This window comes from Adhaeribacter soli (genome assembly GCF_008727925.1).
In the GTDB taxonomy this organism is placed as follows: domain Bacteria; phylum Bacteroidota; class Bacteroidia; order Cytophagales; family Hymenobacteraceae; genus Adhaeribacter_A; species Adhaeribacter_A soli.
Window position 1 is genome coordinate 268,283 of record NZ_VTWT01000004.1, and the last position, 26,011, is coordinate 294,293.

Consider the following 26,011-nt stretch of genomic DNA (forward strand, 5'->3'; position numbering starts at 1 on the left):
ATGAGAATTCAATTTCTTATGTTTTTTTTGTTTTTCTCATTAATTGGTGTAGCACAACCAACGCATGATTGTAAAAAGGATACTCCAGGAGTACAGCTTTTTATTAAAAGCAATAAAGAAATCCTTGTCGATTTAGCACGATTTGGTGGGATGCCTACTAGACTAAATAGTAATGAATTTGAATGTTTCATTATTCCTGAAAACAAGATAATTCAAAATAAAGATAGGGGTTTTATAGACTTCGGGTTTTTTAAGTCTATTAAAGATTTTTCTGATAATTATAGCAAAAGTAGAGAAGTGCCTCATATGAGGTTCTTTATTACAGGTATTAATTATAAACCGGGTTATATTAGTAAAAATAGCAAAAGAAACGTTTATTTTATTTACATTTCAGAGTTTGTTATTGGTACATTTTATTTAGATGTATCAAAAGTTAAGAAAAAAAAAATCGTAGAAATTTATTGCAAGGAGTGCAGAAATAATGAAGAAAATGGTAACCGTCCTCCTAAAATTAAAGCAATTGATTTAACTGCTTTGTTTTGGAAATCAAACTCTAATTAGTCTATAAAAGGTAAGTTTGTTTAAATTTATTTTTAAATTAATTAATAGACGTATTTTCTTTGTCCTTTTATAAAAGAAACGAATTCTTAAAATAATTCTTTTCTTGAATTTGAATTGAAAATTAGCATCCCCAAAAAAAATACTTATGGCAGACTTATTAATGCAACCGGTTTCTTTAATTATTGAGCAGGATAAATTTCCAGAGCAATTGAATCAATTAATATCAGCCTTAGATGATATTTATTTTCGAAACCTTCATGTAGATCGTTCTCCTCAAGGTGATTCAGGGTTTGTTTATTTAGATATTATTTTTATCCGTGAAATTGCTTTAAATATCGCTAATTCTGGATTTGAGCTTTCTTTAAATCCTGATGTAATGAATTCTGCCTCTGGGATAACTGTAATCCCCTTATCTGTTAATTGGAGATGGGGTGTTTTAAAATATATACCCAATTTTGATATAAACAATTTACCTAACTCTCCTGAGGAATTCTATAATTTTATTTTTAAAATTGCCTCTATTGAAGAAAATGAATTGCTGCAACTTGCAATAAGCTCATTAATTGATTCTTCAGATCCATTAAGTCAGTTTGCAGCAGATGTAAATAATAATCAAAGTTATGGTGTAAATATAACTTTACCTTTAAACTCTAACCCTGATATAGCAATCAATGATATTCTGACTTCATTCCAAAATGCTTCTCCGCAAGTAACTATAAGTGACTACATTTTCACTGAATATATACTCGACCCTAATAGCATTGAGAATAGTTTAGAAAATATAAATAGCCTTTTTTATTCTTATTTTGGTAATGATGCAATTAAAAGCATACTAGATTTAGTCGTTCCTCATATTTCCGCCAGTACACAATTGGCAGCTGGTCTGACTGTGCCACGTTCAATTTTAGTTCCTATAAAAGCCAATGGAGAAGTAGAAACAGATGCAAACATTAAGACTAAATTTATCTTTGATGCCGGCGAATTTGTATTTAACACGAAAGGCGGGTTTGGCTATCCGAAAGATACTTCCATCCATTTACCTGCGTCTCATCCAAGAGCCCAAATTGGTAATACTGGCTTTATTGTAGCTTTAGATCAAGCAGAAATAAAGCTAGATCTAAGCGATACTTATAATATTCCTGAAGCAGAGGCTGACTTACGGCCCAATGATTTCAAAGGCGTTTACATATCTAAGGCAGCGATATTTTTCCCACCTGAATGGCAGATGCAGGGCACATCAGCAAAGTTTTATGCCTTCAATTTACTTATCGGTACTGGTGGTTTTTCCGGTACTATAGGCTTAGTAGGTTATAATGAAACTGATCCTCAGCAAGTTATAGGACCAGCAACTGATTTAAATAACCCATTACTTACTGTTAAGCTGTTCAACGAAGTTACTATTAAGTTCCTCAGCTTTGAAACCACTTTCCAGCAGGACGAGGTTACAGCTTCTAATATTACCGGTGCCTTTTCTATTGCAGCCTTTAAAAACGCAGCCGGTGCTCCGGTTGATTTCTTTTTCAATTTAACCTTTAACGCTAACGGCTTTAGCCTTGTTTTTGAAAATACTGCACCTGTTGAAGTACGGTTTGGAAGTGATGTAAAGCTAGGCATTACACGCCTGGAGATTGGTAGATATCATGGCGATTGGTACATGGGTCTGAGTGCCTCTATCGAAGTTGAACAAGACTTGCCATTCATCGGTAAAATCCTTCCTAAAAAGGTTACTTTTGACCGGTTACTGTTAAGTGAAGATTCCACTAAAAACCACTTTGCGGCCGATGTAGAATGGGCCGATGGTAAAAAGGAAGGTGGTAACTTAAATAGCGGTTTAGAAATTACCAGAGTACTGAATAAGGTTATTTTAGACACCCTCAAAGTAGATTTAGTAAGACTTCGCATTCAACAGCAAGGCGATCTGACCAATGCCCTGATTACATCTAATACTCAGATCAAGCTTGGATCATTGTCTGAGTTTAAGGACTCTGGCTCTAATGAAAAACCGAAAGGCTTCCTGGCAATCGTTGAAGACTTTGGCTTAAAGTTAGGTTTTGAAGCAAAAGAAAACGGTGGCAACCTTGGTCCAGCTCAACTCGAAATAGGGGTGAAAATGCCGAGCGGCATAAGTATCAGTATCAATACCGATAATGTTGTTGGGGGTGGATATTTATTTTTCGATGAGTACAAAGGTGAATACGCTGGGGTAGCAGAACTGAGCGTTAAGAACAATATCAATCTAAAAGCAATCGGTATTTTAACCACCAAAAAAGGTGCGTCTACCGATCCTGGTTACTCCCTTTTCCTGTTAGTTACCGCCGAGTTTAAACCGATCCAATTGGGCTTAGGCTTTACATTGAAAGGAGTAGGAGGCTTGATCGGCCTGAACCGCAGCATCAACGAGCAGCGCCTGCGCCAGGGCGTGCAGGACGGCTCTTTGAACCACCTGCTTTTCCCGGTATATCCGGTAAATAATGCTGCCCAGATCATTGCTGCTGCCGGGCAGGCCTTCCCGGTTGCCAATGGCCGCTATGCCTTTGGTCTAATGGGCAAGATCGGCTGGGGAGCTCCGGAACTCATTACCCTGGATGTAGGCCTTGTAATCGAGGTGCCTTCGCCGGTGAAGCTGGCCATCCTGGGCGTGCTCCGGGCATTGCTGCCAAACAAAGACAAGCCGATCCTCAAGCTGCAGGTAAACTTCTTAGGCGTTATCGACTTCGATAAAAAGCAGATCAAGTTCGACGCCAGCCTCTTTGATTCCAAGATCCTCAACTACGCGCTTACCGGCGACATGGCTTTCCGCCTCTACCAGGGCGAGAAGCCGGTGTTCCTCATCACGGCTGGTGGCTTCCACCCGGGCTTTACCCCGCCGCCGAATGCCGACCTGCCGAACCTGCGCCGCCTTACCTTAGTTATTGCCAATAGCAACAACTTCAAGCTGATTCTTACCAGCTACTTCGCTGTTACTTCCAATACCGTGCAGTTCGGCAGCCGCATGGACCTGAGAGCTGAGTTGCCTGGCCCGTTCGTGCTGGAGGGTTTCTTCTCCTTCGATGCCCTCTTCCAGTTCAATCCTTTCCAGCTGCAGTTCGATACCAGCGCCGGCGTAGCCATCAAGAAAGGCTCTAAATCGCTGCTGAGCCTGCACCTGAACCTGCATGTTAAAGGCCCTTCTCCTTGGCATATTACCGGAGAGGGCAAGTTCAAAGTGCTCTTTATCAAAGTCTCTTTTGACATCGACAAGACCTTCGGCCACTATGAAGAGACGCGCCGCCTGGACGATGTGAACGTGAAGGATAAGATGGTGGCAGCACTCAGGGATATGGCTAACTGGGAAGTGATAACTGGTCCGAAGAGCTATGACCTGGTAACCATCAAAGAGATCGAGCCTTCGCCAGGCAGGTTGTTCATTAACCCGGCAGGGGAGCTGGTGGTGCGCCAGAAGGTAGCGCCTTTGCGTTTGCACCTGCAGCGTTTTGGCAACAGCCGCCCGGTAAATGGCAACAACTTCGATATTACCGGTGCCGAGTTTGGAGAAGGAGCAAACAAGTTAACCTTAACGGCGGCAGAGTTAACCGAGAAGAAGGATTTCTTTTCCATCAGCCAGTTCCAGGATCTGAGTGACCAGAGCAAGCTTACCAGCCCATCTTTCCAGCGCTTCAGGAATGGGGTAGGGTTTAAGGTCACGGAAGAGTACCTGGGCGGTCCTGGACATGCCAAGGCCTTTGACTACGAGCTGGTGATCCTGGAAGCGGAGGATGATGGAGCTTTAGTGGCTGATCCCGGGGCAGAAGTCATGCGCATGGCTTCTTCCTCTACTACTTCAACTTCCTCTTCTACTACAGGAGCGATCCGGCAGCCTTACACCATGAGCCCGAACCTGTTCAATGGTTTAGCCCGCAACAGCAGCGTTTCCAAGTCTGATCTTTCCCAGGAGCGCATCAGCCCTTCGAGGCATGCTCCGGATGCGGTTTACTGGGATGAAGACCGGTATGCAGTAGTGAAGAAAACAAACCTTGAATACTATGGGGAAGAGCAGGAGTTTGACACCGAGGCAGAAGCTTATGATTACCTGCGGGAGCTGCTAAGCCTGCAGCCGCATATGGAGCATGAACTGCAGGTAATACCAACTTACCAGCTCGAAACAGTTATGATTTAGGCTTCCTTGAAAAACTAAATAATAAAAAACAGGCTTATAAAAACTTGTAAGCCTGTTTTTTATTATATAAAGTGTATGAATACAATATTCTCTATAAATTAATAGAATGAGTTGTTCCTGTTTTTTTTACAATCCTCAAGAACTGAAATGAGTTTCTTTTTATTAATTTAATCTTGCCAAAACTTTTTTTGTTTTAAGGACATATAGCCTACAGGTCTATTGTTTTTTAAGTCGTAAACCAACAAATATCCACAATGCAGAATAGGACCTTCTTCCGAACTGCCTAGTGGTTTTAAATCATAAATTGCTGGTATAATTTCATTGCCATTTTTATCTATAATACCAGTTCCAGCTTCTTTATCAACTAAAGCAATGCCTTCATCAGTGAAGTTTGAAACCCTTCTATACGATTGCTGAGTTACAATCTTGCCTTCACTGTTTATTAGTCCAAAACCAGTGATTTTTATTTTGTCATTTTCAGCATTTTTAAAAATGATAAAACCATTCTTAACCTGGCGAACTTCTTCAAAAGTAAAATCTGAAATTGGATTTCCTTTTTTATTAATAATGGAGTATCGCCATTTTGTACGAACTGTATCTTGTACTAAAGCTATGCCATCCTTAAATCCGTTAAATCTAGGATAAAAAATAAAAGGTTTAATAAATTTACCTGCGCTATCTACAAGCCCTAATCCCGTTTTTTCTTTTACTAACATCCCTACGCCATATTTTATAATATTAGAATTAGTTTGAAGTACTGGAAATCTGCCTTCTGAAATTGCAGGTATGATACTTTCAAAAACTGGAGGTAAAACTATTTTACCAGTACTATCAAGTACTCCGTAACAGTTATTCTCTTGAAAAATGTAGCCTTTGAACCCCTGTAAGTTGTTAGAGTTAGGATGTAGGTACCTATATTTAATAGGAAGTTTATATTCTTTATGAAGTAGACCATAAATCCTTTTGCCATTTATTACACCAATGATTAAAGAAGAAGTGTAATGATTTGTTTTAGATATTTCTTTCATAGAACCAGATTTAGAAACAGGTTGATCCCATTTTAAATCTTCGTAAACGAATGGTTCAACAATCTTTTCGTGCAAATCAATTACCCCGTAAAAGTCGCCTTTTTTAACTATAGCCACTCCATTTCTGAATTCAGTTGCTTCATCGTAATTTAAATCAATTATTTGATTTCCTTGTCTATCAATATAGCCGAATTTTCCTTTTTCGTTTCCAATTGCAACTAAACCATTGCTGAATCCTCCTATTACAGTATGAAATCTACCTTTAAAAGCAGGCTTGCCATACTGATCCATGAAATGAAATCCTCCTGTGTAAAGCGCATTGTAATCCTTAACTAAGATAAGACCTTCCTGGAAATCAAAAATTTTACCATAATTGAATGGTAAAATCATTTTGCCGTTTGGGTTCATTAATCCAAATAAGTCAGTAGATGGATCCTGTAGTTTGATATAGCTGTTTTTATTAAAAATCACATTAGAATAGAGATGTTGCAATAAAAACTTGCCGGTTGTATCCACAAATCCAATTTGCCTCTTTTTACCCTGATTAGGATAACTTACGATTATAACTTTATTGTTTTGGTAGGCAAAAGTTGCAGAACTAAATCGGGCTGGTATTATGGTATGTCCAGAAGAATCGATTATGCCTTGTCTATAAGAATTAGAATGAATATTGTATTTTTTATAAATATAAAAATTCCCAAAAACCATTTGATCAACTATTTTCTCATATTTAATACGAGTTATAAATTTGCCTTCCGGACCAAAAATTCCCCAGTTCTTACCTTTTCGGACTTTGATGTAACCTTTTTCATTCATAAACAAGGCTTCATCGAATTTTGGTTGAATTAACATTTTGCCTAAGGTATCTGATATACCCCACTTATTACCTATTCTATATGGAATATATTGTTGGCTTTTTTGGGCAGTACATAATAGTGGTAATTGAGTAAAAATAATTGAAATTACTAAAAGATATAGAATATGAGTTGGTCTTTTCATGAAGAAGGAATAAAATTATTTAATAATCGAGCAATAATTGGTGAGATATCAAACTTCATTAATTATTTTTCGAAGCTTTGTTAAAACAATCTTGAACTTTAAATTAATATTGTTATATTGAAGCGTAAATTTAAAAAAAATTAAACTATGGCTTGGGAAAGTTTAAAGTCTGGATCAACTCGATTTGCTAGTTTGCCTTTAGTTATTGCTGGACCTATTTTAAGAAAAGTAGACTCAAATTCGGTGACTGTTTGGCTAGCACTATCAAAAGATTTAACTGACGTTAATCTTGATATTTATGATTCTATAAATAAAACATTCCTAAGCAATGAAGTAGTTTTTACAGGTAATACCAAGCCTTTTAAGCTGGGGAATAATTTATATGTAGTTGTAATTACTGCTAAAGCTTTGACAGGTAGTTCATTAGTGCTAGAGGATGCTAAAACTTATCATTATAAAGTAACCTTTAATAGTTCTACATACATAAATAAAACACTTTCTGATCCAGGAATATTAAGTCCTTCAGGCGGCATGGGGATGATATGTTACGGAGCTGAGCTGCTACCTTCCTTTTCATTGCCTCCCTCATCTGATTTAGGAAAGCTAAATATTGTTCATGGTTCTTGCAGAAAGCCTCATGGAGGTAGATTCGATGCTTTAGCATGCTTGGGGAAATTAATAGAGCCTAATATTAATAATCCTTTAGAAAGACCACACCAATTATTTCTAACTGGTGACCAAATTTATGCTGATGATGTATCAAGCATGTTATTGTTTTTATTAATTGATGCCTATGATGCATTGTTAGGGAACCAGGAGATACCTCCTAAAGATATTGCTGAGGTATCTCCTGATTTGTTGAATTATCCAAATCCTGGTGAAAGAGCTGAATTAGTTAAAAAAGGAGGTTTATCGGCAGAAGGTATTGGGGGCTCTCATTTAATGGCACTTGGAGAATTTTATGCTATGTATTTATTTGTCTGGTCAGATGTATTATGGCCTGGAGATGATGACTTTCCAAGTAATTCATTAGTTAGTAGTATTAAAGCTTCTGATTATAAAAAGGAAGTTGAAACATTAATTCAATTTAAGAATACACTTGTTAATGTAAGGAAGGCTCTTGCAAATATTCCTACTTTCATGATGTGCGATGATCATGAAATTACCGATGATTGGTTTCTAAATTTTGATTGGACAAATAGAGCTTTAAACAATAAATTAGGAAAGCGTATAATTCAGAATGGTTTGACTGCATTTACGCTATTCCAAGCTTGGGCTAATACGCCTGATAGATTTGATTTGCCTGTAAGTAATTTAAACCCTCAAACAGAAGGAGGACAGTTTTTAAGTCAACTTGAGAAGCTAAGAGACAATCCTGCGGAAAATATTGATCAAACTACTAGTCCATTTGATAATTGGAAGTTACTAGGAAATATAATAGTCCCGACAATTAATCATAACTCAACTGGGAGCTATCTAACTGGTGGTTTAGAATATGCTTTCTCATTAAATTTTCCTCTCTATCAAGTTATTATTTTTGATACCAGAAATCGTAGAGAGTTTCCACCTGTTAAACAAGGAAAATCTAATGGAAAGCCTGCAGGATTGATAAGTGTACAATCATTAAATCAACAGTTAGTAAGTAAATTATCTGAAAAACAAGCAAGCAATAAATTTACTTTAGTTGTTTCACCTGCACCTATTATTGGTCATCCTGTAATTGAAGAAATAGTACAACCCGGCCTAACCATGGCTATAGATGCAATTAATTTTTTAAGAACCGTTAAAAACAGCTCTTATACCAAAACAGAAACAGGATCTGAAAATACCGATAGAGAAGGGTGGGTATTTAACAGAAAGGTATTTCAGAACCTTTTGTATCAACTTTCTAAATTTGATAAGGTAGTAATACTATCAGGAGATGTTCATTATGCATTTTCATGTAAAGTTGATTATTGGGACCGTAGAACCCTTCCTGTCAAAAAGGCCTCATTTGTTCAGCTTGTATCTAGTTCTTTAAAGAATGAAGATTCTAAAACAATCTTTAATGCGATTAGAGTAAGCCGGATAGCAGAAAATGAATTATTGAGAAAAACGCCCTACGCAGGTTGGTCTACTGCAGGTAAACATATTAAAGTTGATTATACTAATAACGGAATATTTTTACCTAATAGGTTAAATAAGGTACCAGCTATTAAAAAGATCATCAATCCCTCTAAGGTAATGATATTGAATACCCCCGATTGGCGTTATCGTATTCAATTTATTAACGATGGACGAGTTGATTCAGACAGAGGAGTAGAAGCAATCGCATTAACAGAAATACCGAATTCAGGTATTAGAAAAGGGAAAAGGGATCTTATTACAGAGCAAAAAATTGCTGTTGGTAGGAATAATTTAGGTCAAATTTCCTTTGATTTCTCTACTCCTCAAAAAGAAGAAGTTGTTCACAACATTTGGTATAATAGTTCTTTAAAAGAACCTAATAGCTCGAACAAGTTTAATAATTTTACAAAGCATAGGGTTTTAATTGCATCACCATTAAACATTGATCCAATAAGTCCAAATGAGGAACAATGGAAGAATTTTGATTATGGGTTTCCTGATTGATTCAACAAATTAATTTATTAATCGTGCATTGTTATGGTGGCAAATTTTCAAGAGAGTCTAATTAATGAAGTTAAGTTTTTCTTTGAACCTTTAATCGTTGCAGGAGAGACTGACGAAAGTGTCATTGAATTTTTTGAGTTATTAGGGTGGGACCTATATACAATTACGAATGGCGATGAACAAAGCTTTATTAATATCTTTGATAATATTACGAACTCTATAAAAGTCTTTGATAATAATTTACCAACACCACCCGAAACCTTAAATGATTTACAAACCTGGCTAAATGAAATAAATAATTTAGTCAAAAGTTTAAAAGGGTTAGCTAATCTACTTGTAGCAAATTCTTCATTTTTAGTAGGGTTCAATTTTGAAAAGTTCACAAAAGATTTGCTGGATAAGCTTTTTGTCCTTTATCTTTTAAAAAGAAGTCCCTTTACTTATCAATTTCTCGCTTTTTTAGGAGTTGTTTCTGATGATACTAATTATTTTTTTAATAACGACCCACAAGGTCCAGTTATTATTAAGAATATTTCATCTATTCCAACTGTTGACCTTAATAAAATCATTTCATTTTTAAAAGATCCTGTTAATCATTTAAAGGAAGAATATTGGGCGAATGGATTTGGACCGCAAGTTGCACAATCAGGGACACCGGCAAAATCTTCTTTACAAGTTGCAAGTGATATTGGTGAAAAGTTATTTAGTAGATTAAGCTTCTTACTAAAAGAGGCTCAGATAATTGCATTTTCTGGAAGAAGTTCTACTTTAGCTCCACCCTCAACTATTGATGAGGAAAGATTAAGAGGTACTTTCGTTCTTTCCAAGGAGTTTTTAAGTCCTAATGGAATCTTTACCGAAATAGGGTTCGCCACAAGTATTGTTCCTTTTGATGAAGGAGGACCAGGTATATATTTTGAACCATTTGATTTAGTTCAATTCAGCCAAGAATTTGGGAATTGGCTATTTTCTTTTAAAACTAATGTTCCAGTACCTAGTTTAAAAATTACGAATTCAAGAATTGAAATATTAAATTCATCTTTAAATTTATTAGACACTTCGTTTACTTTAAAATATATTGATTCGCAAAACTCTAATAATGGTTACTCTATTGGGAGTACAACCGGTACAAGGTTAGAACTAGGGGGCGTTAGTGTTGATGGCTGGATATCTAAAAATGGGTCAACATCTAATTACGGTATCCTACTTAATTTCAATAAAGCAGCCTTTATTCTTAACTCAGGTGACGGCGATGGTTTCCTGCAAAAGATATTGCCGCCAGGAGGAAAGCGTCTGGAGTTTGACTTAGGAATAGGTTGGGCAAAAGATCGTGGAATTTTCTTCAAGGGGAGTGGAGGATTGGAAATTCTTTACAACTTCCCACCAGCAGCTTCCGACAAAGTATTAGCTTTAGATTCCATAAGATTATCTCTACTGGCGAGTAATAGTGGAATAAAAATAGCCTCTACTGCTTCAGGTAAAGTTAAACTAGGTCCAATCACAGCCATTGTAGAACAGGTAGGTTTAGGTGCTGATCTTACATTCCCTTCTAACGGCGGCAACCTAGGTCCGATCAATGCTGATATCGGATTTGCTCCACCAAAAGGTATAGGTTTAAAGATCGATTCAGAAGCCGTAAAAGGCGGTGGTTACCTGTTTTTTGATGTTGCCAAAGGGCAGTATGCCGGCGTAGCCGAGCTGAACGTCAAAGACAAGATCAACTTAAAAGCCATTGGCATTCTTACTACCAAGAATGATCCTGTAACGGGAGCGGATTACTCTTTGCTGCTCATTATCACCGCCGAGTTCAAACCTATCCAGTTGGGCTTAGGTTTTACTTTGCAGGGAGTAGGAGGCTTGATCGGCCTGAACCGCAGCATCAACGAGCAGCGCCTGCGCCAGGGCGTGCAGGACGGCTCTTTGAACCACCTGCTTTTCCCGGTATATCCGGTAAATAATGCTGCCCAGATCATTGCTGCTGCCGGGCAGGCCTTCCCGGTTGCCAATGGCCGCTATGCCTTTGGTCTAATGGGCAAGATCGGCTGGGGAGCTCCGGAACTCATTACCCTGGATGTAGGCCTTGTAATCGAGGTGCCTTCGCCGGTGAAGCTGGCCATCCTGGGCGTGCTCCGGGCATTGCTGCCAAACAAAGACAAGCCGATCCTCAAGCTGCAGGTAAACTTCTTAGGCGTTATCGACTTCGATAAAAAGCAGATCAAGTTCGACGCCAGCCTCTTTGATTCCAAGATCCTCAACTACGCGCTTACCGGCGACATGGCTTTCCGCCTCTACCAGGGCGAGAAGCCGGTGTTCCTCATCACGGCTGGTGGCTTCCACCCGGGCTTTACCCCGCCGCCGAATGCCGACCTGCCGAACCTGCGCCGCCTTACCTTAGTTATTGCCAATAGCAACAACTTCAAGCTGATTCTTACCAGCTACTTCGCTGTTACTTCCAATACCGTGCAGTTCGGCAGCCGCATGGACCTGAGAGCTGAGTTGCCTGGCCCGTTCGTGCTGGAGGGTTTCTTCTCCTTCGATGCCCTCTTCCAGTTCAATCCTTTCCAGCTGCAGTTCGATACCAGCGCCGGCGTAGCCATCAAGAAAGGCTCTAAATCGCTGCTGAGCCTGCACCTGAACCTGCATGTTAAAGGCCCTTCTCCTTGGCATATTACCGGAGAGGGCAAGTTCAAAGTGCTCTTTATCAAAGTCTCTTTTGACATCGACAAGACCTTCGGCCACTATGAAGAGACGCGCCGCCTGGACGATGTGAACGTGAAGGATAAGATGGTGGCAGCACTCAGGGATATGGCTAACTGGGAAGTGATAACTGGTCCGAAGAGCTATGACCTGGTAACCATCAAAGAGATCGAGCCTTCGCCAGGCAGGTTGTTCATTAACCCGGCAGGGGAGCTGGTGGTGCGCCAGAAGGTAGCGCCTTTGCGTTTGCACCTGCAGCGTTTTGGCAACAGCCGCCCGGTAAATGGCAACAACTTCGATATTACCGGTGCCGAGTTTGGAGAAGGAGCAAACAAGTTAACCTTAACGGCGGCAGAGTTAACCGAGAAGAAGGATTTCTTTTCCATCAGCCAGTTCCAGGATCTGAGTGACCAGAGCAAGCTTACCAGCCCATCTTTCCAGCGCTTCAGGAATGGGGTAGGGTTTAAGGTCACGGAAGAGTACCTGGGCGGTCCTGGACATGCCAAGGCCTTTGACTACGAGCTGGTGATCCTGGAAGCGGAGGATGATGGAGCTTTAGTGGCTGATCCCGGGGCAGAAGTCATGCGCATGGCTTCTTCCTCTACTACTTCAACTTCCTCTTCTACTACAGGAGCGATCCGGCAGCCTTACACCATGAGCCCGAACCTGTTCAATGGTTTAGCCCGCAACAGCAGCGTTTCCAAGTCTGATCTTTCCCAGGAGCGCATCAGCCCTTCGAGGCATGCTCCGGATGCGGTTTACTGGGATGAAGACCGGTATGCAGTAGTGAAGAAAACAAACCTTGAATACTATGGGGAAGAGCAGGAGTTTGACACCGAGGCTGAAGCTTACGATTACCTGCGGGAGCTGCTAAGCCTGGAGCCGCATATGGAGCATGAACTGCAGGTTATACCAACCTACCAGCTCGAAACAGTTTAAAAACGAAAGACCATTAAATGCAAAGAAGCGGGACCTCTAGATAGAGGATCCCGCTTCTTTGTTTTACAGATAATCCAAATAATTACTCCTTCACAATTCTTACGTGAAGCACCTTATCTTTCTGCTGCAGGGAAACGATATAGATTCCGGCAGAAAAAGTGCTAAGGTCCAGGCGCTGGGTAGGGGAGGTTTGCCGGAGCAGAACTTTGCCGCTGAGATCTGATAGGGTAAGCTGGCTGAAAGCAGTACCCAAAGGCAGGTGCAGGAAATCTTTGACCGGGTTCGGGTAAGGGCTAAGTTCCGGCTGAAGCTCTTTTGTTGTGCTCATTACAAAAGAAGAGTCGCTGTAAATGAAGGCTGCTCCCTGCGCACTCCCATTTGGCCGGCCGATTAGTAAAATCTTACCATCCGCGGAAAGGCTTAGAGAGCGGCCGAATTCAGGTTCAACTCCCCCGCTAATTGGCGATGTGATTTTATTACCCAGTTGGCTCCATGTTCCATTCTTGTTGACAAAGGTCCAGACTGCTCCTGTAAAGACTTGATCAAGATAGCCCGATACAGCAAGGGTATCGCCGCCTTTAGATATTGAGATTTTTCTTCCTAAACGAGATCCAGGAGAAGTACCTGTCGAAGTTAAAATTTGATCTTTTACCCAAAGTTGAGTCGATTGATCAAAACGAAAAACACAAACTATTCCATGCGTTTGATTGCCTTCACCTCCTCCAATAATAGCAACTTGTCCATTCCCCGAAAGGGCAACACCTTCCCCTAACCTGCTGTTTGTAACGGTTAAATCTGTAACTTTTTGTAGAAAGTTCCAGGTAGATCCAGTTCGTTTGTAGAAGTAACCATAACCCTGCTTATTTGTAGGTGTACCTTCATATAGAGCTCCGATTAAGGCAGTATTCCCATCTGCCGATAAAGCAACAGAATACCCAAATGACCAACCGTTATTAGGAGTTACAATAATTTTTCCACTCTGTGGGGACCAGGTGGTACCGGTCCTCTGAAAAAACCAAACCGCTCCGCGATTTCCATTATCTTCATTTCCTCCGATTAATAAAGTATTACCATCGGCAGATAAAGCAATTGCTGATCCTTGAAAACTATCTCCAAACCCTTGGGTACCTACTAATTTAGGCCCTTGTTGCTCCCAGCGATTTCCGTTGCGCACGAAGATCCAGGTTGCACCTCTTCTGTTGTTTTCATAATAGCCACCAATAGCGATTGTATTTCCATCAGCTGAGATCGCAGTGGCACATCCAAAATACAATGGTTTTGCTGAAGTCGAAACGGCGTCATTTGGCACTAGCTTTTTCCCCATTTGTGTCCACTGGTTTCCGTTGCGGGTGTATACCCAAGCCGCACCTCTTCCTAAACTATCCGTTTCACCACCAACTACGGCTACATTGCCATCTGCTGAAATGGCGCATGCCATTCCTTGAGCAGCAGTATTGGTAAAACTAGTTCCCAACAAAGTACTTTGGTGTACAAACTGGGAGAAAGCCGGCAATACAATGGTGAAGAAAAGCAGGGAAAGTAAATAATTTTTCATAATTCAAATATTTAATAGAGAACTGATTAGGGAAGCTATAAAATTAAAAATATTTGCTGTGTTTTAAAATTTTTACCAGTGCTACAACAATAATTAAAACACATATATAGTTAATAACTATATATAAGCTCTACAATTTAAACTCACAAAAATCGGTCTTAATTCTGAGATAGCAAACGTGAAAAAAAACACAAAATTTAATTTTGTTATTTAGGGTTCTTTTTGTTATTTACATCCGCTCTCACCCATATTCCATTATAGATTTGCCTCGGATGCAAGTGTATAATACTGGTTTCTAACCATACTGATTTTGTCAATTTATGTAAGTTTAATTTTTTGCTATCCTGGTTGAGGTCAGAAAGGTCCTTTCTAAAGGTAACGGTTAACATCGCTAAACTATAGGTGAGCCCTTCTCTATTCTTCAAAGCCAAGCCGAATAACTCCTGACTATAAGAAAACAACTTAAAGAATTAGCTATATGCCAGCCATGTCAAACTATACCTTCCTGCCTTGGGTAAGGAAGGGCCTTGCCAACTATATCAGCAGTTCAACTTCCCCAAGTGCGCCTAGTTCGGTACCAAGGCCAGTTGTTCCCGTTAAAATCAACTTCGAGGCCCAGAACTCAAATGAGCCGAATCCAGTAACGCCTAAGCCGGAAGTTACGGCTGAAATTCTCGGACCAGGAGATGTTTTAGGGATAAACGCAAGTGCTATAATTAATACCAGGCCGAAAGCAGAAGTACAAAACTTTGAGCCTTACTTATTGGCTGCAATTGAGTTTTACGAAGAAGATTTTCCTTGGCGGTATACTCCGTTCAATCCAGCTAAAAATACTACCGAAAGACTTACTCCTTGGTTATGTTTACTGGTGTTGGAAGCTAGTGAATTTACCGAAAGTTTAAATGAGTCAAATGCTAGGGTAGTACGGGTAAAAACTTCTGCCTTACCAAATCCTAACGATATTTGGGCTTGGGCGCACGTACAAGTAAACAAAAACATAGCAGGTACCTCAGGAACTGGTACTTCAAACAATACTGAGAGCTTTCTCAAAGGAGAGTTAAAAAGTAATGGGGATATTGCCTTTTCCCGGATCTTTAGTCCTCGTAAAATGAAGGAATACACTCAATATCATGCGTTTCTGGTACCTTCATTTGAAGCAGGGCGTTATGCGGGGTTAAAAGTACCAATTCCATCAACAGTTGATTTGGCTGACTTAGCCTGGCCTGATCCAGCTAATCCTCCAAGTAACAGTCCTACTGAAATCGATTTCCCTGTTTATTATAACTGGAGTTTTAAAACAGGTAAAAACGAAGATTTTGAATTTCTAGCCAGACAGTTAAAACCAACTGCACTTCCACCTACTGATGCTGACATTACTGTTGATGTGAGTCACTTGGGTTATGAGTTAACGGTAGAATCATCGGAAACAGTAATAAAACTACCAACCGCCATTGAGCTTCCAGGCACTAATTATGTATTTAAAAATCAAACAAGATTATCTGCGGACCCTTTAAACGTCGTCTTAAATAGAAGCTTTAGTTATGTTTTAAATAATTTTATTAACTCAAAACCTATTGTTGTACCTCCAGCATATGGAAGGTATCATGCGAATCTAACTGAATTTCCTCCAATAACTCAAAGTTCTGATCCAAAATGGATTCATCAAACAAATCTTGATTTAAGATACCGGGCTATTGCTTCCGTCGGAACTAAAATTGTTCAACAAAGGCAGGATGAGTATTCCCAGCGGGCTTGGGAGCAGCTTAAAGATGTGCTGGAAGCAAACCGTAATTTAAAATACATGCAGGCTGCCCTCCAGGCAACAACCAGCCTGCGTGATCAGCACCTACCGGTTTATACCACAAATGGTTCCACCAGTGGCTCGACTAACTTACGCATGGCGTCTTCCGATTCAGATCGTTCTGCCTCGGCAACTTCTGCTGGTGTAGAAACCTTAGATGATTATGGCGTGCAGCTGGCTTATCCGGTGCTTTCCAGAATAAAAGCGGCTGATGGCAAAACCTTGTTTCAAAAATTCCGGGAAGCAAAATTTCCATTAGCAGCCTTAAGTCCCACCTTCCGGAGAATAAACCGGCCCTTCGGCAAATTCCAGGTAAACCAGGCCGGTTTGCCAAACCGCACCTCGCCGAATGCACCCGGCGATCCGAATTTCCCCACCCCAAATACCTTACTGGAATCTAATACAGGTTTGGCCCAACGAGATTCCTTGTTATCCTTGTTAAATGATGGTACACTATGGCCTGTACCGCCTAAAAGTTCTCCATTGCATGTAATGGCTTTTAACCAGGGGGCTCTGCAGAATTTAATTAACGATTTGGAAAGACCAGAACGGGTACCAACTCCGGAGGGCTATCCTGAAGTACTGGCACAAGCCTTAGGCGAAATAAATCCGAATATTTATAAACCTGTAAATAAGGATGACGAATTACAACCAGTGGATCTTCAGGACGTTAAATCCCTGATCATAGAGGCAACTAATCCGGAGCCGGTGTTTCTGGCCAGGGCTAATAAAGCTATTCGTTTTATTCCTCACTACCCGGAAGGCGATGTTCCGCAGGGTAAGTTAGATACCGGTCCAATTCCTATTAAGGACGACGGTGGCGCTGCTTTCAGGACGAGTGGAGGCATGCAGGCCAAAGCTAGCCTCTCCCGTTCCCTTCAGCGCATTGCACCCGTTATGGCATACCCTGTCTTCAAAGATGCCATGTATAAGATTTTACAATCCTACAACGAAGACCTGTTCCTCCCGGGCGTAAAGGACCTGCCTAAAAATATTATTACCCTGATGCAGGTTAATGATCGTTTCATTGAAGCCTTTATGTTAGGGCTGAACCATGAAATGGCTTCTGAATTGCTCTGGAGGGAATACCCTACCGATCAGCGCGGCAGTTATTTCCGCCAGTTCTGGGATAAAAAAGACCTGCTCACGCCGAACGGCTTAACCGAAGAAGACCTTAAGGATATAAAGCCGATCGATAAATGGGATCCTACAAGTAAGTTGGGTACTAATCATAAACCGGTAGCAGGCAGCATTACGCCACCATCTACAGAGCCGGATCTGATCCTGCTCATAAAAGGAGATTTGCTTACAAAATATCCAAGCATTGCCATCTATGCCCAGAAGGCAAAAAAGAACTCAACTAATGAGCTGGTACCAGACCAAACAGGGGAAATGCGTTTTCCAACCCAGCGAGCCGATTTGGGAGATGGCTTAACCATGTTACGTTTCAGCTTGTCGGCAGCGGCTGCAAAGAGCAATCCGAGTACTTCTAATTTGGGTTGGTTCTTCTTACTGGTAGAGCGCCCGGGAGAGCCGGCATTTGGGTTAGATATTGCCTCATCTCTTAATTTGGATAAGTGGGACAATTTGTCTTGGAGCCATAATACAGGCCCGCTTAGTGAAAATTACCTAAACCCTAATCTCCAACTGATAAACCAACCAACGCCTCCCGCGCCGCCAACAGATAGCGTGCCAGTAGTGGAAAATGGAGCCCACCTGGCATATGCCGTATTCCAGAAACCGGCCATGGTTGCCATTCATGCAGATCAAATGATTCCGCATTAAAACCAGAAAATCTTCCAAGTTTAACCAATTATGGGAAGCGTAAATAACGCTTAAAGGCTGCGCCTTGCCAAAAAGGCGCATAGATAAGAATTTTAACTAGCTTAAAAAGTAATTTCATGCCAGCATCACTTCTTTCCAATCCTACGGAAATTACCAACCATATTAATAACCAGCTGCAAACCCGCACAGCCCTTCAGGCTGCCATCGTAGCTGCCCAGAATAGCATAAACCAAAAGCAAGAAGAATTGAAATTATCCGATTCTGCCTTGTTTATTCTTCAAAACGATCGGAATATTCAGCAAGCCAGCTCCATTAATAAGTTGGTGGCAGATCTTTTTTTTAATCTGGACCAGGGAATAAACCTTTTTTACTCTCAAGGATTACTTGGTCAACCTGAGTATGATGAATACTCAAGGTTTAAAGATCATTTTCAGGATAGGCTAAATGTTCTTTTAGACAAAAGAAAAGGTCTGAATAAACTAAGAGTAGATTCCATAAATGGGTTTACAAGTGATTTACAAGCTTTACTAAGCGAAAGTTTAGAATGGCTTCAAATGTATTATAAAAACTTCGGACCTAATTGGGGCGATGAGGTAAACGACTACTTTAGCAAAATTATATATGCTTGGAGTGTACTTCGCTTAGAAAGTATTACGCTGCCTGGTTACAATAACTGTAGTTTCTTACCAGTTTTCTATACCGTTTCATCATCTAAAGACCTGTTACTTCAATTCAGAAGCTTTCTGATTCAACAGGCAGGTTTATTTGACCCGAGTGAGCATGATGACCTGCTTAGGGAGCTTGATAATTTGGAAAATGAAACAGATAGCATAGCCCAGCGGTTAAGCTCTATTTCTGAATTGACTCCTGATATTATCAATGAATTTAAAGAACCAATACATAGATGGATCAATCAAATTTCGGAGCTTATCCAAAGATCTATTGATAGAAACCAAGGTAACGATGCTGTTACAAATCCTCTGTATCATTTTCACGGTATTTTTTCCAGGTTAGATAGTTACCTTCAAATCATCAGAACTGAAGGCTTTCCGCCTATTCAGGCAGGTGAGTACCTCGAGTTCAGCCATCGGACATTCGAATTAATCCTGCAACGTTATATCGGCAGGTTCGAATACTTATTGTCGCAGCTCGAGGCCAATGAAATGGAACTGGAAGATCAGGCACGGCTTAGGGTTCAGTACTTTTTAACCAGTAAGCTACCTGTTTTAAATGAAATCCTAAGTCGGTTGAGCAAAGATTTTTATCACGACCAACTACGGGTACCGGCCTCATTTTTCGAAACATTTCAGCATATAGAGGCAGAGTTTAATGAGTTCTTTATTGAGCAGCAGCTTGTCAGTGCCAATAATCAGCAATTGCGTCTCTTTATGTTTGCAGGGGCAGAAGGTGTCTGGACTTCACTCTCTCAGTACTTTACCACTTTCCTGGATGTCCCTTCTGGGGCAACAATGGCAGAGCTGCAAGTGCTTTTAAACGAGGAATCACACCAGGAACCGGCTCAAATTGTATTGCAAAACCGGCAAGATCTTAGCCGCTACCGCTCCTTAATAGAACAAGGCTTAGATTTGATGGTCAATTTAAATCAAGGCATAAATCTCTTTTATTCTCAAGGGACCCTAAGTCAGCAGGAGTATGATGAATATGACGGGTTCAGGCAAACTTACCAGCCTGAACTTGACCGGCTTTTCATCCAGGTTAATTCGCTAAGTGAGCTTGACCGTGAACAGGTTCTTAGATTTTCTGAAGGGTTAAAAAGCCTCTTTAATGGTATAATAGGGTGGATTAATGAGTTCTATGATAAGTACAGCCCTAGTTGGGATCCAGAATTTGCTGGATTTTTTACCAAAATCCATTATGCTTGCCGAGTAGTGCAGGCTGATAGTTACACGCTCCCTGGCTGCCGGAACTGTAGTTTTGTTCCTGTATTCTACACTGTTGCCGCTTCAAAGGATATATTAAAGCAATTAAGAGCATTTATTATTTCGCAGGAGCATGCTTTTGATCCTCATGAATTTAATGATCTATTATCATTTTTAACGGATTCAGAGAAGAAGAGGACAGACATCGAGGAAAGGATTGCACAAGCATTTTCTGAGAATCGAGATTCTAACGAAATAAAGGAGGAATTTCATGGCTGGGTAAATCAATTATTAGAGATAATTAATAAAACCATTGAAGTAAATTGGGGGAAGGATCCGATTACTGAGCCATTAAAGCAATTGGGTGAAATTTTCTCAGGGTTGAATAAATACCTGGAAATTATCAGGTCTGATAGTTTTCCGCCTACTAATGCTGAAGAATACAGGCAGTTCAGCTTCATGACATTTGAACTGATCCTGCAGCATTATATAAGTCAGTTTGAGAACCTCCTGCCACTGGTTGAAGAAAATGGAATGGACTTGGAAGAGCAAGCCCAGCTAAGATTGCATTACTTTTTAACAAATAAGCTGATTGTTTTAAAAGAAACCCTGGAGCGCCTAAAAGCTGATTTTTCAAATGGTCAACCTTGGGTACCAGCTTCTTATATTGAAACGGTGCAGCAAATAGAAGCAGAACTGAATAGCTTCTTTACCGAACAGCAAATCAGAAATGCTGAGCATCAACGCTCCCCAGCCTTCCTTTTTACAGGAATAGTAGGTAGTAGGATTTCGCTTTTTCAGTACTTTACTCTCCTTTTGGATGCCCCATCATCTGAGTTTGAAGTACTCGTAATGAGCCTCACGGCAGATATCGCCGCTTTGGAATACCAAATCACTTCTTATCAAAACCAAATCAATGAAATAAATAAGGATCTGGAAAGCTTCCCGCAATACACAATAGGCAGCTTTAAAGACCTGTTACCAGTCCTCTTAATGCCCGTAAGGATTGAAACTAAGTTTGTGAATTTAGGGGATGACCGGGATAGGGAAGACCGGTATAAACTACGCGTTCGGATTTACCCTGACCAGATTTCAGTAGACAATCATGAAGAAGCCCTAACGGAAAATGAGATTCTTGCCGGTAAAGCGTATTGGGAGGATTCTATCTCGATTTACCTCGCAGAAAGAAGTACAGACAGTAACTTCCACCGTTTGGCTGCCTGGCGCGGACTATTGTCTATGTATACAGCAAATCGTGCCGCCTGGATTGTACGCATGACCCAACCGGTTAACTTAGAAGAGTTCCGGATTTATTCAACAAACCAGGAATATTCCGGCAGCGGTACACCCAAGGATATTGATCTGCCTACATTACAATTTTCAGAAGTTAATCAAAAAAGCGGAGCCTGGACTCAGGCTGCTCTTGCCTCCGCTCTTCCGGAACAGTTTGTTGTCTCGCTCTATAAAAAGGACTATTCCCTTACTGAACCGGGGGTACCCAAAGATATATTTAGCATGTATTTGGATGGAAAAAGCATGCAAAGTGCTGAAAATCCAGCTGCTCCTCCCTATGTACCAGGTCCAACTGCAGAACTTGAGTTCAGGGATAATATAAAAAATCTTACGACGGAATTCCTAAAGCTTTCGAAACAGGTGATCGGGCGTCCGGTAAAACCGGATCTACAGGTTGGTTTGGATCCCCAACGGATGCTTAATCCAGAAGAATCTGCAAGCGACTTTGAGGAAGTGCTGGATGAACATGAAAGCCCGGTGGGCAAACTGACTATGGATCCGAACCTTAAATGGATGACGGATTTTGAAGAGGCCATGGAAGTCGGGATGGGCATTGAGGTTCCCATAACTCCTGCGGAATGGGAAGAGGGAGCTGAATTTAGCCGCCTGGTAGTTTTAGGCATTCGTTCAAAAGAAACCTCCGAGCAAGGGGCCGCTTCTTTGCACAACCTTCTGGAAAACCATGTTTATACGGATGGATTGCGCCTTATTCCGCAGGGAACTCCTACCAATAATACCGATAACCTAGATTCCGGTTTTAGTGTTTCTGATAACCGGAATCCGGAAGAAACTTTTAAGATATTTTTAGGTGAACCCTTATTTACCCGTGCAGAAAATGAACTGTTAAAATCTGACGGCCAACGTTTAAGTGAAGTTCTGGGATTAAGCCCTTCTCTCTTTCAACACGCTCGCTTTAGTAATTCAAAGGATATAAGTGAAGCGAAGGTGATGAATGCCAGCCTTTGGCCGGCAACGCTTGGTTACTTCATGGAGGAAATGATGAGGCCTGTTTTTTCTTCCGACGCCATTGATAATACCAGGGAATTCTTCAATCGGTATGTACAAGGAAGGGGATTCGTTCCGGCTTTTGGAGTTGGTTCCCTACCGTACGGGATTATGCCAACGACAAGGTACTCTGCCTGGCAAAATAAAAACCGTGAGGATGCCTTTCAGGAAAGGCTTTTAGCTACCTTTAAAAAGCTTAATACCGTCTGGACGGAGCGACTGAATCAGGTGGTAAGATATCCGGCCTTTGCCTACCTGGAAGGAAAACACAATCCGGCCGGGCTGGAAGGAACTAACCTGCTTTCAATTATGGGCAAAGAGGCAACTTCCGGCTTATTTGAGCATAGGTACATAATCGGGACAGACTACTATGTTTACTTAAAGAAGCTTGGGCCCCTAATTACCCAATATACTGGATTGGATTACAATATTCGTTATGGGGATATTTTAATGACCGATCCTATTTTTAAGGATTCTAATGGCAAACTAATTGTAAATCCGCGGTTAGAGAAGTTTGAGAAATTTTCACCTGGCTTATTCGATGAAAAAACCATAACCGATCTTGGTCTAACTCCCCGAATTTTTGATTTTATTTTCCAGGAAGGCTATAATCAGTTGATGCGATCCTTTAGTGATGACCCATTAGCAGAATTATCGACGGGTATCCTAATTGATGATGCTCCTCTGTCTGAAAAGCTGTCCCTTTCTAAAGTATACGATAATACCAATTACATTCATTGGTTATCAGATATCCATAATAACTTCGATAATATTCGCAGGGAGATTTTTAACGGCGAGATTAACGAAAAAACGCAACCAAAAGCGCTGCTGTACTACATGCTACGCCAGGGCTTGATGCTGCAATACTGGGATACAGCAACCAAGATGGACAGTTCTAAGCGGATGCAAGAAATCGAGTTCTTTAATATGGGAACTAAGCCAGATCTTTCTCGCTGGGATTTGCTTTATGATAAAGGAGCATCAGGCCAAATGATTTATGAGGAATTAGAAGAAGCTGCTAAACAGCCTTCACATCCTGATCTAAACATTAGCAGGTTCGCAGCTTATCGTGAACAAATGGGGTTATTAAGTGAATTGCCAACAGCCCGGTTAGAGCGGCTATTTGCGGAACACTTGGACCTTTGTTCATACAGGCTCGATGCCTGGCAGGCAGGTTTAGTACAGCAGCGCCTGGAGGAGAACCGGCAAGAAAAAGCTGAAGGAATTTATTTAGGAGCCTTTGCCTGGCTGGAGAATATTACCCGATTCGGGGACAATCGCGATAATTCAGCACAGATTGATACAGAGGAGAATCTATGGGAAGATCCGGATAATATGGGCTTTATCCATGCTCCTTCAATTACTCAGGCTACTGCTGCTGCAGTGTTGCGGCACGCGTATAAATCCCGCCAGTTCTACTCTTTTATGCCTTATGGAAACCGGATGGCAGTTAACCTGTCTTCTGAGCGAACCCGCAAGGCTTTAAAAATAATGGAAGGCATCAAAGCTGGACAGTCGTTAAGTGCTTTATTGGGCTACCAGTTCGAAAGGGCACTACATGATGCCTATGTACCTAATGTGAGTTTATCATCTTTAGACCAGTACATAGCCTGGTTTAGAAGTAAATTCCCTCTCAGCAATGATAAAAATTCTTTAGTTGAACCGGATCAGAATGTTACCCCAGAAGAAGAAGCTTTCGCACAAGAAGTGATCTCAGCCCGGGATGTAACAGACGGGCTCCAGTTGGTTGAAAAATACTTTAAATCGAAAAAACAGGCCTCATACGGAATAGATTTCACAGGAATTGATACCAGTGATCGACCTACTATAATAAAAGAGATTGAAAAGTTAGCTGATACGGTAGATGCCATCAGTGACCTGGTGACTGCTGAAAGTATTTATCAGAGCGTGCAAGGAAATTATGATGCTGTAAATGCTTCCATGGAAAGTATTGCAAAAGGTAAATTCCCGGTTTCGCCGGAAGTTATCAATACACCCAGAACAGGAACCTCTCTAACCCACAAGGTTATTGTTCAGCTTCCACAGCCTGGCAGCACTTCTGCTACAACGGATCCTTGGCAAGGCTTTAATATAAATGCAACGCCCCTTTCAAATGCAGAACCGGCGCTAAATAGTTGGCTTGCCGGCTTAATTGGTCCGCCTGATCTTGTTAAGCTAAACATCAATTATGAGACTACCCGGGAGGAAAATCCTCAAATGCACGGCACTCTTTCCTGGACGCTGGTTGAACTAGGATTACAGCCGCTTAACCTGCTGCATTTGCTGGATGAGCGGGCGCTTGAACCAGGCTCTTCCTTTGATAATTTCGTTCGTCTTACGGTAGAAGCAGAGTTAATGGACAAACAAATTTATAAGGATGCAAGCTTATTACCAGGAGATATTTTGACACTTGGTTATGACTACAGCATAAGGCCAGAAGATGGTAAATCACTAGCCGAAATGGTTACTTTATTCAGCAAGGTTCGGAGCCTGCTAAATGGTAGCCGCCCTGTAAATGCATTGGATCTGGTTCGCAATGAAAACCAGAATCTTTCGGGCCCTAACCCGGAAGGGTACATCTTTGGTAATTTAAGCACCCGTGCTGAACAAGTTAAAACTGGTCTTAATTCACTCACTACCCGCCTGGAGGCTGAACTAAATTCGACCGCTTCCCCTAGAGTAGAAGTAGTATTTGGCTTGCTAAAAGAAGCAGCTTCTTACAATATTCAGGAAGCCATAATTGCGTCTAGTTTTAAAACCTTAGAGGAAATACTTCCAATTGCCAAGGTTGTATTTACCATTATTTCCAAGCGGATTGCCAATGCGACTATAGCTTTAAATAAAGGTAATAGCCTTGAAGCTTTTGACGAGGCATTTAAGGCCATGCTGGGGGGCAGCTTTAAGGTTGTTCCGCTTTATGAAGGAACGACCGAGAATGATGAACAACTTATTTCAGGTTTGGAAAACAGCTCACAAATGTTACCTAGCAATCTTCTGGCTACAGCCGTCATGGAAGAGTGGTTGCAAGGCCTGGCAGTAGTAAGAGACAAAATGGATGCGCTGGAGAAAGTGATGATGATGGATACGATGCTGCGGATTTCAGAAGATGAATTTGGGCCGGAAGCATTAATGAAGCTTACACCAGTTCAGTTACCTGTTAGAATTGTAAACGGAAGTTATCAGGATAAATGGGTGGGAATAGAGTTTGGCGATAGTTATGTTCCTGAAGGTGATAAGTTATCATTAGTGATGCTTTCGCCAGACAATTTCCAAGCTCATAACCCAAATAGCGGATTGGTAATCGATGAGTGGTCTGAAATAATTCCGAACAGGGAAGAAACAACATCTGTTGCTTTCCATTATGATCAACCGAATAATGAAGCACCACAAAGCCTGTTGCTGGCTGTTTCACCTACATTAGGCGAAAATGGGGGAGCTTGGAAATGGGAAGACCTACTGGGAGCCGTGAATGAAAGCCTGGACATGGCTAAAAAGCGATTGGTGGACATTGACCATTTATCATTTACGCATCTGAGCCCATTCCTGCCAGCAATTGTAGCCCCGGTGTCCCAGTTTGCGACTACTATTTCTTTAGACTACCGTCGTTCCACAACCCAAACCCATTATCCTGAAACCTTACTGGCACCAACGCCGAGGTAAATTGGAATGCATGTGGAAGCATTTATTTTGATTAAAATTCTC

The 26,011-nt window shown here is 41.0% G+C and carries 8 protein-coding genes; 6 read left to right on the forward strand and 2 right to left on the reverse strand.

Annotated features, from left to right (window positions below):
• The gene (locus F0P94_RS09275) at nucleotides 1-561 is read left to right on the forward strand and encodes a hypothetical protein (RefSeq protein ID WP_150903605.1); all 561 of its coding nucleotides are present in this window, start codon (nucleotides 1-3) and stop codon (nucleotides 559-561) included.
• 145 nt (nucleotides 562-706) lie between these two features.
• Nucleotides 707-4,717, forward strand: coding sequence for a DUF6603 domain-containing protein (locus F0P94_RS09280; protein ID WP_150903606.1), 4,011 nt, complete (start codon nucleotides 707-709; stop codon nucleotides 4,715-4,717).
• A gap of 167 nt (nucleotides 4,718-4,884) precedes the next feature.
• Here F0P94_RS09280 and F0P94_RS09285 read toward each other — a convergent pair whose 3' ends face one another.
• Nucleotides 4,885-6,744, reverse strand: a complete 1,860-nt coding sequence (locus F0P94_RS09285; protein ID WP_150903607.1) for a WG repeat-containing protein — start codon at nucleotides 6,742-6,744, stop codon at nucleotides 4,885-4,887.
• 147 nt (nucleotides 6,745-6,891) lie between these two features.
• On the opposite strand from F0P94_RS09285, the gene F0P94_RS09290 reads away from it, so the two are divergent.
• On the forward strand, nucleotides 6,892-9,354 hold the full coding sequence (locus tag F0P94_RS09290) for a metallophosphoesterase family protein (protein ID WP_150903608.1): 2,463 nt from the start codon (nucleotides 6,892-6,894) through the stop codon (nucleotides 9,352-9,354).
• A 1,359-nt stretch (nucleotides 9,355-10,713) separates the two neighbouring features.
• Nucleotides 10,714-12,990: a DUF6603 domain-containing protein gene (locus F0P94_RS09295; protein WP_150903609.1), complete on the forward strand. Its 2,277-nt coding sequence runs from the start codon at nucleotides 10,714-10,716 to the stop codon at nucleotides 12,988-12,990.
• A gap of 82 nt (nucleotides 12,991-13,072) precedes the next feature.
• Here the strand turns inward: F0P94_RS09295 and F0P94_RS09300 are convergent, their stop codons facing one another.
• Complete coding sequence (locus F0P94_RS09300; protein WP_150903610.1) at nucleotides 13,073-14,545, reverse strand: T9SS type A sorting domain-containing protein; 1,473 nt, start codon at nucleotides 14,543-14,545, stop codon at nucleotides 13,073-13,075.
• Nucleotides 14,546-15,032: 487 nt separating this feature from the next.
• On the opposite strand from F0P94_RS09300, the gene F0P94_RS09305 reads away from it, so the two are divergent.
• Nucleotides 15,033-18,131, forward strand: a complete 3,099-nt coding sequence (locus tag F0P94_RS09305; RefSeq protein ID WP_150903611.1) for a hypothetical protein — start codon at nucleotides 15,033-15,035, stop codon at nucleotides 18,129-18,131.
• Between the two features lie 116 nt (nucleotides 18,132-18,247).
• The gene (locus tag F0P94_RS09310) at nucleotides 18,248-25,969 is read left to right on the forward strand and encodes a hypothetical protein (RefSeq protein WP_150903612.1); all 7,722 of its coding nucleotides are present in this window, start codon (nucleotides 18,248-18,250) and stop codon (nucleotides 25,967-25,969) included.
• Nucleotides 25,970-26,011: the final 42 nt, after the last annotated feature.